Source organism: Bacteroidales bacterium (assembly GCA_014860585.1).
GTDB lineage: Bacteria > Bacteroidota > Bacteroidia > Bacteroidales > 4484-276 > RZYY01.
Genome location: JACZJL010000143.1, coordinates 56,441 through 68,396, shown reverse-complemented (window position 1 = coordinate 68,396; position 11,956 = coordinate 56,441). Strand labels below are relative to the sequence as shown.

The following is an 11,956-nucleotide window of genomic DNA, read 5'->3' as shown; positions in this document are numbered from 1 at the left end:
AACAATAACATTGTATTCAGAAGCGTGCCTTCGAGGCAGGAGCTGATTGCAAAATTAAATCAATACACAAACAATTAAACCTATGGAAGAAAAGAAAAAACTCAGGTGTCCGCTTGGTGTTCCTGGTGGAATTATCGCCGCTTTGATCGGCCTGGCCGGAATCATTTTCAACATCATTAACCTTTGCTGGATGGGGATGGCCACGTCGTTAGCATTACTGCTCATCGCTTTGCCATTCATCAGGGTGACCATGATGATACACACAGCCAACGACCGGCTGGATAAAATCGAAGCGGAGATGGAGAAGAAATGAGAATTGAAAATTTGTGATTTGGAATTTCCATCACGATAATTAGTCTCTGCAAGAAAATATTAATGTTGAAAATCAAATCCAGGGTGTTTTTTGCTGAGACTAAGTAGCAATGTAAAGAAGAATGAATTTATAAATTCTTCATTTCATTGTGCTCATATTTTCAGCGCGTTTTCGTGACTTTAAAGTCATGCAGGCGCGCCGATTATTTTTATCTTTGTAAAGTATTAAAGCTCGAACATCTTGCTTAAAATTGCTCAACCATGGATGACATCAGCATTTTCCGGGATAAAGCCATCGAACCTACTGAAAAAGATGTCATGGAAAAACTTGGCGCCAGTTACCTCTGGTGGAAGAAGATCAGGGAGTTTGTGATGGCCTGCTATCCTGCTGGCGCCACAGAGTGGAAATACCCGGGACAGAAATACGGGTGGAATTACCGGATTAGGGATAAAAAGCGGGTAATCATTTACCTGCTGCCGCGCGACAACTGCTTTAAGGTGGCCTTGGTGTTCGGGCAAAAGGCGACCGACCTGGTGCTCGGAAGTGAGATTTCGGCAGAGATCAGGGATCAACTGGCAAAGGCCACAAAATATGCTGAAGGGCGCGGGATCAGAATAGATGTGAAAGATGAAATGACCATTGCCGACATTAATAAATTGATATTGATTAAACTGGAAAACTGATGAAATCATGAAAACTGCAATCATAATCGGCTCAACAGGACTGGTAGGAAGCAGGTTACTCAATATCCTTGCACAGGATAAGCGCTATTCTGCCGTTTACAGCATTTCAAGAAATAAACCCCATGATCTTCCTGAAAAGGCCACCCATATTCCGTTTGAGGGGGGAAACTACGACATTCCCCATACCTGCGATGTTGCTTTCTGTTGCCTGGGTACGACCATGAAGAAAGCGGGTTCAAAAGAAGCATTTTTAACGGTTGACTTCGGGATGGTAGTTGATTTTGCGAGAAAAGCAAAAGTAACAGGGATCAACCATCTTGCAGTGGTCAGTTCGATCGGTGCAAATGCAGGGTCGTCAAATTTTTATCTGGGAACAAAAGGAAGGGTTGAGGAGCAATTAAAGCAGGTCGGTTTCGAACGCCTTGTAATCGTTCGTCCGTCGTTGCTGCTCGGAAAGCGAAGTGAAAAGCGGTTTGGAGAAGATATGGGGAAAGTCTTTTATTCCTTGTTCAAATTTGTGCTGGTTGGACCGTTGCGCAAATACAGGGGCATTGATGCCGGGGATGTGGCGAAGGCGATGATAGTTTTGGCAGATAAAGGAGAAGGAACGGTTGTGGCCGAATCCAACGAACTGGTAGTGCTGAGTGGCCAGTACAATGATGAAAGCCTGCAGACAAGATAGTAAGATAAGTGTTCAATCCCGGATTTGTTGATCAGGAGATATTCTTCGGAATATTATTTTTGTGACCGGTCGAAAATAATTCAACGCTATCAATTTTTTTCTAACCATTTAACCATAAATTTTCCCAGGACCTTTAATGATCACTTACCTTATCATCGCGCTGCTGCTCATCCTTACAATCCTTGTCTATTTCAGGATTGCCGACCGGTTCAGCATCATTGACAAGCCCAATGAGCGGAGTTCGCACAGTTACATCACCATTCGCGGTGGGGGTGTAATTTTCCCGGTTGCGGCGCTGCTTTGGTTTACCTTTTACGGGTTTCATCAGGTGTGGGCAATTGCGGGTTTAATCCTGGTTGCAATCATCAGTTTTACCGATGACCTGAACCCGCTGCCAGGGAGCGTTCGGATGCCGGTACAATTTGTGGCAGTCATTCTTTTGATGGCTGAGTTGGAAGCTCAGCACCTGCCTTGGTATTATGCAGTAATTGCCATAATTTTAGCGGTTTATTGGATCAATGCCTTTAATTTTATGGATGGTATCAACGCCATCACACCATTTTACAGCATGGCAGCCCTGGCGACTTTTCTTGTCCTCAATCAGTTTTATCCTTTTTTCGATGAAGGGTTGATTGTAGTATTGATCATTTCGGCTGTCATGTTCAGCTACTTCAATGCCCGGAAGCGTGCAAGGACTTTTGCCGGTGATGTGGGAAGCATAAGCATGGCTTTTTTGCTGGTTTGGATGCTCCTTACACTGATCCTTGAAACCGGTCGCTATGAATATATACTGCTTTTTTCTGTGTATGGTCTCGACAGTGCATTTACCATTTTTTTCCGCCTGTTGCGGCATGAGAACATATTTAAGGCGCACCGCTCCCACCTTTACCAGTTGCTTTCCAATGAGATGAAATGGCCGCATATCAAGGTTTCTATTCTCTATGCAGTTGCCCAATTGGTCATTAACCTGCTGGTCGTTTATCTCATCCTCAACGATATGATGAACTTTCCAATTTTTCTTTTATTCATCCTTATCGTATCAGCGGTTTATCTCACACTGCGATTTGCTGTCAGGTCCAAAATTCGTAACAACGATAACCCGACCGAATCCCGTCTTTAATATCCCCTGCTATTGTTGCCCGCAAAACCGCTCATAATTCGTCTTCCCGCTCTTATCTCCCAGCTCCATTGCTTTTTTAAAGTCTTTACAAGCCTCCTCTTTTTCCTTGATGTCGAGTTTACACACCCCTCGAAGGTTGATCAGTGAAGGATTTACAGGCCCCAATTCGAGTGCACGGTCGGCATCGGCTATGCTTTTTTTGTACTCTTTCAGGTAATAATAAGAGAAAGACCTAATCTGGTAAGCATTGGAATAGTCCGGCACCAGTTTGAGAAATTCATTCATCTGCTCGACCGCCTGGGCATATTTTTTGGCCTGGTAAAATTCTGAGGCCTTGTTGAAAATGGGTAAATGGGGCTCTATGTCTAATTTGTGATGCAGAAATCGCTGTTGTTTTTGCATCAGTGTATCTTTGCGATGATATTTTATTCCTTCATCAATGGTTTCTCTGGCTTTCAATAAATCATCATTTTTAAAGTAAAAGTTGCTGGCATATAACCAGGCCTGGCTTTCCTTTTTATTTTTTGCAAGGAATTCATTATAAAGATCGGCCACTTTGTCATTTTCTCCCTTCCTCTCAAGCAATGAAGCGGCCAGTTGTATGTTCCTGAAATAGTTAGGTTTTAGTTTTAGGGCAATTTCGGAATAATAAAGCGCGCTGTCGTATTCTTTTAAACTATTGAAAGCCATGGCCATAAAAAATTCCCTTCGGGCATCCCACGGACTGGAAAAGTCTTTGCGGAGCACTTCAATAGCTTCTTCATTTTTCTCCTCATTGATTAAATACCTTGCTTTCAGTGTCTCAATGGATTCGCCCCAAACGCTTACGTCTGGAATCCGGGGAAATCCGCTAATGATTTTTGCAGAGGGCTCTTTAAGTTTACCCCCCATGATCTCCTGGTAAACAATCCGCTGGGTGATAGAAGATTGGAAGTTCAGGTACAAAATCCAGGAGGAGGCTGCAAGGATAACAATGGAGATGGTGATGATGCCGGCACTCAGAAAAATGTTTGAAAAAATACCCGGTTTTGTCTCAGCCTTGATCTCTTTGCTGATGGTCATTTCCTTATGACGGAAAGTAGCAGCAATTCCTGTAGAAACAAAAACAGCAAACAGCGCAGTGATTTCAGGGCGGTCGATCGGAAAGTTGAAAAATGCATCAACGGCATAAAATGTCATTCCTGCTGCAGCCAAAAACAAAAACTGGTGAAGATGCTCGGGGTCTTCTTCCCTTAGGTAATAATGATGAAGGAATCGCCACATGATCATGACAAACAGGCCAAGAAATAATAATCCGCCAAAAATACCGGTCTCGGCAGTAATTTCGATGAAGTCGTTGTGGGCTTTGTAAAGATAGATAAATCCTGCATTCTTCTGGTTTTCATGTTTTAAGATCGTCACTTTCCAGTTGCCGCTTCCCACACCGAGAAGCGGTTTTTCTTTAAATAGTTCCCAAGACCAACGCCAGGCATCAATTCGCAATCCGGTGGATGTATCAAATTCTCTTATAGAAGCCAGTTGCTGGGTTACACCCTGAGTATGCCGGCTTTTCTTGGCTTTTGGGTACAAATTGGATTGGGTAAACGTGAAGGCTGCAAAGGCGATCATCAACGCTGCAACATAGGCGCCCATCAGCCAAAGTGCGTTTTTCTCCTTTTGACGGATGTACACCACCAGGTTGTACGCAATAAATGCAATCGAAATAACCAGTAATCCAAGATAAAAGGCACGCGTAGCCATAAAAAATGTGGCTGTGATACCAAATGTCAACGCTATCCAACCCAGCCATTTCAGCCATTTTTTTTCAAAAACCATTAACCAAAGGGCAAAGGGAAGCTTAACATAAATGGCAGAAGCGAGAATATTTTTGTTCGAATAAACGGTTTTAATGTCTGCAATAGCCTTAATCTCCCCGCTGATAAACTTACTGATATTACCGAAAACCGATACAGCATCGAAAACCAACAGGCCAGCCATGACAACAATAATCAGTTTTACATAACGCAGGTCGTGCATCAGGATGATCGCAAGATTGAATACCGAAGCAAACACGGTAAACACCTTGGCGAATTGCAACACCGATTCCAGCATGTTAACTGATTGTGTGAAGGAAAGCAGGGTTACAAAAAGGAAAGCAGAATAAATCAACCCGATTTGATTGGTGAAGAAACTGCTGGCAAAATGCGCGTTGTTACGAAAATATCTTGTAAAAAGGAAGGAAAGGAAAACAGCAAGGTTCAGCACCGCAGTCATAAAAAACTTGGGGGTGTTGGTATCGAGCGACATCCAATTGGGGGTGAAAGTAGGAATAAAGATGTAGGCAAGAACAACAAGCCCGAATAGCATCTCCATGGGTTTAATCAAAGGTTCCTTTTGTGCTTTTTTCGCGAGTTTCTTTTGATTTTGTTTCATAATTATTGAACTGTTTTTTGGTTTGATGTCAATTCGGCCGATTGCTGCGCAGTAGCGGGAACATCGAGCGACTCGTAAATTGAATTATTGCTCCGGTAATCGGGTACGATTTCTTTAATCTTTCCAACAATTTTGAAATGATCGAAGGATTGCCAGATTGCTGCAAGCTCGTTAATTTTTTTTTCTATCCAGTTATGATCCAGCGGGCTCACTTTGGCAATCATAATCCTGGGGTGATGGGTTGGTACAGTATTTTCACTGCTGTTGAGCAACTCTTCATAAAGTTTTTCGCCGGGTCTCAAACCGGTGTACACGATCTTAATGTCTTTACCGGGTTGCAGCCCCGAAAGCCGGATCATGTTGGAGGCAAGATCAGCAATTTTAATTGAATTTCCCATGTCAAACATATAGATTTCACCACCGTTCCCCATCGCACCGGCTTCCAGAACCAACTGGCACGCCTCAGGAATAGTCATAAAAAAACGGGTAATCTCAGGATGAGTAACAGTAACCGGACCTCCCTCCTCAATCTGTTTTTGAAAAAGAGGTATGACCGATCCGCTCGAACCCAGCACATTACCAAAGCGCGTAGTAATAAATTTTGTTGAATCCGGATTCTGATTGTTGAGGCTTTGAATATACATTTCAGCAATACGTTTTGCGGCGCCCATCACATTGGTTGCTTTCACCGCCTTGTCAGTTGAAATCATCACAAACTTTTCCACGCCATGCCTTATCGCAGCATCGGCAAGAATGCGGCTACCGAAAACAATTACCCTGACCGCTTCACTGGGGTTTTCTTCCATCAGCGGCACATGCTTGTAAGCAGCAGCATGATAAACCACCTGGGGTTTGAAATGACTGAAGGCCCACTCCATTCGCTGCGGGTTACTAATGTCTGCCATGAAAATCTCAACACGCTCCTCATACCCGGGAAAGGTGAATTTAAGTTTTAACGATAGTTCGTGCAGCGGTGTTTCAGCCTGATCCAAAAGGATGATGCGCCGGGCGTGGCAATGCATCAGTTGCCTGGCAATCTCGCTCCCAATACTGCCTGCAGCTCCGGTAACCAATATCACCTTGTCTTTATTCTGATCAAGGACGATGTTATTGTCCAAAACGATTGGTTCGCGCATCAGCAGGTCTTCGATGCGAATGCTGCGGATTTGTTTCAGCTTGAGTTCGCCGTTTATCCAGTGTTCAATGGGGGGAATGTTTTTTATCGTGACATTAAACTGAAGGAAAGCATCGGCGAATTCGCGTTTTTTAGCCGGGTCGATATTGTGAACGGCAATGATTACCTCCTGGATATTTTTTCTTTTGATAAATTGGGGAGTAATCGCTGAAGGTTCCAAGACCGGGACGCCCTCGATACTTTTACCTATTTTCCCGGGGTTGTCATCCAGGAAACACACCACGTTGTAAATATTTTCAACGTCATTCGTCAGTGTGTTTTTCGTGAGTATTCCTGCCTTGCCGGCGCCATAAATAATTACATTGGTGGATTCACTCCGGCCTTTAATCAGATTCAACCAGATGATCTTTGCCACAAGTCTTGTAAAAATCATTAAAAACAAAGAGGTAAGGCTATGGATTATGATAATACTGAGTGGTATTACCTTTGCAATCGGCCATCTGTAAAGCAAAATCAGAAAATTGAGTATGATGAGGGTAAAAAAAACCATGCCCACTGCTTTGAAAATCCTGATGACATCGTCGGTACTTGTATGCCGGATGATGCCGACATAAGAACGGGAAAGAATAAAAGCCACCGTAGAAAGTACTAAAACAATAGGTAAAAAAGTAGGTAGTTTCCAAAGGTTAATGTCAGTAATTACAAAGTTGAAACGAATGAGGTAGGCAGCGACAAAGGATACAGCAACAATCATCATGTCACTGGCTAAAACCACATACCCTGAAATAAACCGGTTTGAATAACTAAGTAGAAATTTTCTGATGTTCATTCTGGTTCATGAATTAATTCTCTTCATCAATTGGAAATCCTGAAAACAATTATATCCCATGCAATTTCCCTGCGGAAGATTTGCAAAACTACAAAAGTTAGTTTAAAAAAGGTATGGGATAGATTATTAATGTCAAATTCTTAACCTGCTAAAGGCGCTGAAATTCGAAAGTCGGGTAACCTTTTTCGCCCTGCTGGTTGTAAAAGCCAACAAAACGCATTTTGAAATAAAAACCCTGGTGATCGCGGATAATATAATTGTAATCTGACCAGACCTCGTAAAATACATTCCCACCTTCGAGGTCGCCCTTCACCTCTTTCCAGTCATAGCCGATCCGGTCATTTTGACTGGAAAGTTCTAAACCGGTGGCAAATCCAAGATCAATTTCATCAAAACTGCGATCCTGAACCAATGCAGCCAAAGTTTGAAATCTGTTCAATAATACCCCGGTTACCAGGTAGGGATAGGGATCACCCACATCCGTGAAAAGCAGGGTAGTATATTGCGTAAAAAGTAAAGAGTATTGATCTCTTTCAGGCTCAAGAGTAGAGATTTCGTCTTTTGTATCGAACGAATAATAGACGAAATTATAACCTGGTCTTTTGGTAATATTTCCAACCTGGTGGTTGCTGCCATCAAGATCGGCATACTGGAAATGATAGGTTTGGTTTTCCATCCCTGTGAAAATTATTTTTTTAAATCCTAACGGGTTGCCGGCTAAATCAATCCCCCGGTTAATAACATACACGAATCCAGGGAAAATTGTATCCGTTTCATGTATAGCAAACCATTTCCCGATGGCCGTCGAGTCGGGATTCCCACTTGATGCGTCGAACCGGAAATCCAAACCGGATGCGCTTGTTACCTCGTCCATTGTGGTTTTATCCGTCAGGGCGGCTTGCATAAATATGGATGTATTCACCAGAATAGTTGATCCCTCCGTTGAAGAATCAAATGCGAGATCGTAGTCATTTTTCTGGTTGGTGGACACCTCAACCCCCTTGTCCAGATCAAAGTAAACCTGGAAAATGTAGTCATTGGTCATTTCGATGGTTGCAGTCTGCCTGTCGCCGCGGTCAAATGGTTTAACAGGGTCTTCCTCCTTGAAACAGGAAGTGAGGAACCAAATGGCAATAAAGCTTAACAGATAATATTTTTTCATACCAAAAACTTAGAATTTGTTGAGTGCCAATGAGATGTTAGCGGTAAAAGTACGCCCCCAGCCAACGGGTGCTGATGTGCCGCCTCCTGAGTGAATCCCGCCACCGCCGGTATCGCCTGAAATCGCAATGTTGGTGTTATTAAACAGGTTTTTCGCACCGACCTGAGCGTTCAGGCGGTTACTCCAAAACCCGCGGCTCAAAGTAATATCGAGTGTATGATATGCTGACATAGTGGTGCTCAGAACCTGGCTATTCGGACCGATAAACACTTCAGGGTATTCTCCCTGGTACTTGTAATAAACCGAAGTAGTGATGCCTGTTTTTTGCCAGAGATAATTTGCGCTGGAAACAAAATCGGTGCTGTAAGTAAATCCCCTGTCTGACTGTTGATCAACGAACTGATTCCGGCCTGTAGTCCCGACACCAAAACGGGTTTGCAGCCATGGATAAATGCGGTTGTTGAACGAAACCTGGTAACCTTTTGTAATCATATTGCTCAGGTTAACATAAGTATATAGCCCCTCCTCCCAGTCGATGGCGGCAAGGGTAATACTGTTTTTAATATCGTTGTAAAATACACTTACGTCAAAACCCCAGTCATAGGTGGGTTTCACATGTTGATATCCAAATGAAAGGTTAATATTCTGTGAATTCTCCGCTTTGAGATTTTCGTTTCCGCGGACATTATGATTTACATCCACGAATTCAAGATACAATTCCTTGAGTGAGGGCGCTCTGAAACCCTTTGAATAGGAAGCCCTGAGGTTGATGGATTCGAACAGGTCATATTTCAGGTTGAGCGAATAAACAAGGGGAGCAGAATATTTGGTGTTGTAGCTGTAGCGAACTCCGGGCTGAAAGAGAATGGTTTTTGCCGGTTGAAGTTTAACGCTGAGAAATGCAGCATAATCGCCAATGGCTTGTTTTTGATCAAGGATGCGTTTACCCGACCCGTTTTCGTAATTCAAATCCACACCCAATTGATAATTGAATGGGCTTTTCTCAGTGCTTTTGCTAAATGTAGCCCTCATAAGATATTGATTGAACCGGGATGTGTCCTGAACTTCATTGTCTGGTATCAATGTCTCCTCCAATGTAGTCAGGTCTTTGAAATAGGTGTTTTTAATCCTGCCGTAATATGCCTGCGAAGCAAGAACACTCAGGTAGCGGTCTTTGAATAGGCGTGTATTCAAATCAAGGTTGGTGGTAAATCTGTTGGTGTAAAAATAGCTGTCGAATGCTGATTCATAATAGGGTTTTACAGGATTTCCCCTGTCGAGCAGCAGTTCATTGAAATAGGAGGTTGTAAGCCGGGCAGTTAGTTCTCCATAACTATATTGAACACCTCCGTCGGCATAGTATTGCTCTTTTGGTTTCCATCGTTTTGTCCTGCTGGTATCCGCCAGGCTGTAGCCCTCAAAAAAGTTTCTGGCGCCACCCAGCGTGCCGCTCCAACGCTTTTTTTTCATTGCTCCTTCAAGGCTGAAATTGTAAATCCCTACCGATTCATAATACGAATCAGCATACAGCGAATAGGAGGATGGCCTGTCTTTTCGGGTAATGATGTTGATGACACCGGCAAGTGCATTGCTTCCATAAATCACCGACATCGGCCCTTCAATCACTTCAATATGTTCGACATTGTGCAGGTTTAGCTGGGTCAGGTCAATATTACCATTCATCCGCCCAATGACAGGCACGCCATCAATAAGGTATTTGATGTGCTCACCACCAAGCCCTTGCAGTGTGATGCTGGAGCCCAGGGCGCCGTCGTGCGATGCCCGGATATTCAGTTCCCCGGCCATCAGGTCGCTCAGGTTGTTCGCTGCTTTCAGATCTATCTGTCTGGATCCGATAATTTTCACTTTGTATATGGATTTATCCACCCGCTGTGGTGTGTATTGACCGGTAACCACCACTTCGTCAATGTTGTAAACAACAGGCTGGAGAAGGATAGTCCGGCTCTCTCCGGGATAAACCGTATCGCTCAACGGACTGTAACCCACATAGCTGATCATTATGATCATGGGTTCGCGTGACGGGTTATCCACATAGCCATTGATGTCCGTCATAGCTCCAATGCTCTGATTGGCTGCTGATTCAAACACCACATGTGCAAACGCTATGGGATTGCTGGTCCGGGCATCAGTGACCAATAATCGGGGTTGCTGACCGTACCCTTTAATTGTAACAACTAACAGGATCAGCAGTATGATTAAGTTGCGACCGGTCATAGGATGTGCTTAGTTGATCACCAAAAACTTACCCCTAAGTTGACCTTTCTCTGTGTCAATCAAAATGAGATACATCCCATTCCTGAAATTTTGAAGTGAGATGTTGATAGTGCTTTGTAAAGGATTGATTACCTGACTATGTATAAGGCTTCCGGTCTGATTAAAAATTTTGAAGGTAGCTGAAGTTGACCGCTGTTCTTCCAAACTTACAACGAGTTGCTCCGAAGCCGGATTAGGTGAAACTTTCATGCCGTTCAGGTTGTCAATATCCTGACCAATGGATGCCAGGGAAACAGCTGTTTTTTGCAAACCTGTTTTTCCGTTGGATGTGCCCCCAAAATAGTCAAACGTCAATTTATAAACATCTTCCTGAACTGTTTTTACAAAATAGACTAAATCGTCAGCAAGCAACCATTGGAACAATTCCATATCGAATTGCTTCCAGTCGTGTCCAATTACCGAACGCTCGAAGATCATTGGTAAAGAATTCCAGTCTTCAAAATCCTGTCCGACCGGTTGAAAGCGGTTGGAGCCTGCCATCGGATTGTTCAGCACTCCCACTACGGGGTAACGCGACGGATTCCCTTCATTATCAAAGGTTGTCCCCATAAAACGGCTGAAAAGTATATCCCAACTTTCCATTGAAGGTTCTCTATCAACAACAGACTGGTTACTAATTGAATAATAAACAAAATGCTTGTCAGTGAAATCGTTCACATTCAACACCTCAGCAACTTCACCTGAACCATCAATGTTGGCATATTTAAAATAATAGGTATTGCTGGTTGAATTTTTACGCTGAATCCAAATCTTTTTCAACGATCCATCGGCCAGTTGTAGCACAAATAACGAATCCCCAATCACATCGTGCGTAACCATGTTGTAAACACCCCAGCCATAGTCAGGATGTTCAAGCGAGTTAGCGTTGAATGCTCCTTCTTCCCATATGGTGTCAGAATTGTACACGGGCTTCCAACTTTCGATATCCGTTACATCCATGGTTTGCCAACCAGTTGTATCACTGTAGGGATAAGTGTAAAGTACTACTCCCATACCATCGTTAATCATCACACCGGCACTCCATCTTACAGTATAAAAAGCAAGATCCCAGTTATTACGTGGTTCTGTCTTTACTGTACCATTTTCAAGACTATAAAACACATCATTGGTATAGCCGGGACCCATCGAAATGGTGTCGTTAACCAGATTGGCTTTTAAAAGTGTATGAGGAAGAAATACAAAAAACTGTACCGTAAGTAATAGAATTAAATTTTTCATTTGAATATTAATATGTTAAGTTATGTATTTGATAATCAATATTAATTCTGCATTTTTAAGTGGTTTAAAAAGTAACAATCCTAATGTACCTGTTCCAAAATGTCTAA

The 11,956-nt window shown here is 43.0% G+C and carries 9 protein-coding genes; 4 read left to right on the top strand and 5 right to left on the bottom strand.

The features are described from left to right. The first annotated feature begins 82 nt into the window (after window positions 1–82). The 4 genes from IH598_14910 to IH598_14895 all read left to right on the top strand — a co-directional run bounded on the left by IH598_14910 (window position 83) and on the right by IH598_14895 (window position 2,798). Complete coding sequence (locus IH598_14910; GenBank protein ID MBE0639807.1) at window positions 83–313, top strand: hypothetical protein; 231 nt, start codon at window positions 83–85, stop codon at window positions 311–313. A gap of 260 nt (window positions 314–573) precedes the next feature. Continuing rightward, window positions 574–996 (top strand): DUF3788 domain-containing protein, encoded by a 423-nt coding sequence (locus IH598_14905; protein ID MBE0639806.1) that lies wholly within the window; start codon window positions 574–576, stop codon window positions 994–996. Window positions 997–1,003: 7 nt separating this feature from the next. After that, window positions 1,004–1,678, top strand: a complete 675-nt coding sequence (locus IH598_14900; GenBank protein ID MBE0639805.1) for an oxidoreductase — start codon at window positions 1,004–1,006, stop codon at window positions 1,676–1,678. A 136-nt stretch (window positions 1,679–1,814) separates the two neighbouring features. Then, window positions 1,815–2,798 (top strand): UDP-GlcNAc--UDP-phosphate GlcNAc-1-phosphate transferase, encoded by a 984-nt coding sequence (locus tag IH598_14895; protein MBE0639804.1) that lies wholly within the window; start codon window positions 1,815–1,817, stop codon window positions 2,796–2,798. 9 nt (window positions 2,799–2,807) lie between these two features. Here the strand turns inward: IH598_14895 and IH598_14890 are convergent, their stop codons facing one another. The 5 genes from IH598_14890 to IH598_14870 all read right to left on the bottom strand — a co-directional run bounded on the left by IH598_14890 (window position 2,808) and on the right by IH598_14870 (window position 11,849). Further along, entirely contained in the window at window positions 2,808–5,210 is a 2,403-nt protein-coding gene (locus IH598_14890; GenBank protein MBE0639803.1) for an O-antigen ligase family protein, read from the bottom strand. A gap of 2 nt (window positions 5,211–5,212) precedes the next feature. Then, window positions 5,213–7,174, bottom strand: coding sequence for a polysaccharide biosynthesis protein (locus IH598_14885; protein ID MBE0639802.1), 1,962 nt, complete (start codon window positions 7,172–7,174; stop codon window positions 5,213–5,215). A gap of 148 nt (window positions 7,175–7,322) precedes the next feature. Next, on the bottom strand, window positions 7,323–8,336 hold the full coding sequence (locus IH598_14880; GenBank protein ID MBE0639801.1) for an HmuY family protein: 1,014 nt from the start codon (window positions 8,334–8,336) through the stop codon (window positions 7,323–7,325). Window positions 8,337–8,345: 9 nt separating this feature from the next. After that, the gene (locus tag IH598_14875) at window positions 8,346–10,571 is read right to left on the bottom strand and encodes a TonB-dependent receptor (GenBank protein ID MBE0639800.1); all 2,226 of its coding nucleotides are present in this window, start codon (window positions 10,569–10,571) and stop codon (window positions 8,346–8,348) included. Between the two features lie 9 nt (window positions 10,572–10,580). After that, window positions 10,581–11,849: a T9SS type A sorting domain-containing protein gene (locus tag IH598_14870; protein ID MBE0639799.1), complete on the bottom strand. Its 1,269-nt coding sequence runs from the start codon at window positions 11,847–11,849 to the stop codon at window positions 10,581–10,583. Between the last annotated feature and the right edge of the window lie 107 nt (window positions 11,850–11,956).

Excerpts from the sequence above, each read along its gene's own strand:
- IH598_14910 (MBE0639807.1), top strand. The coding sequence starts at position 83 with ATGGAAGAAAAGAAAAAACTCAGGTGTCCGCTTGGTGTTCCTGGTGGA.
- IH598_14905 (MBE0639806.1), top strand. The coding sequence starts at position 574 with ATGGATGACATCAGCATTTTCCGGGATAAAGCCATCGAACCTACTGAA.
- IH598_14900 (MBE0639805.1), top strand. The coding sequence starts at position 1,004 with ATGAAAACTGCAATCATAATCGGCTCAACAGGACTGGTAGGAAGCAGG.
- IH598_14895 (MBE0639804.1), top strand. The coding sequence starts at position 1,815 with ATGATCACTTACCTTATCATCGCGCTGCTGCTCATCCTTACAATCCTT.
- IH598_14890 (MBE0639803.1), bottom strand. The coding sequence starts at position 5,210 with ATGAAACAAAATCAAAAGAAACTCGCGAAAAAAGCACAAAAGGAACCT.
- IH598_14885 (MBE0639802.1), bottom strand. The coding sequence starts at position 7,174 with ATGAACATCAGAAAATTTCTACTTAGTTATTCAAACCGGTTTATTTCA.
- IH598_14880 (MBE0639801.1), bottom strand. The coding sequence starts at position 8,336 with ATGAAAAAATATTATCTGTTAAGCTTTATTGCCATTTGGTTCCTCACT.
- IH598_14875 (MBE0639800.1), bottom strand. The coding sequence starts at position 10,571 with ATGACCGGTCGCAACTTAATCATACTGCTGATCCTGTTAGTTGTTACA.
- IH598_14870 (MBE0639799.1), bottom strand. The coding sequence starts at position 11,849 with ATGAAAAATTTAATTCTATTACTTACGGTACAGTTTTTTGTATTTCTT.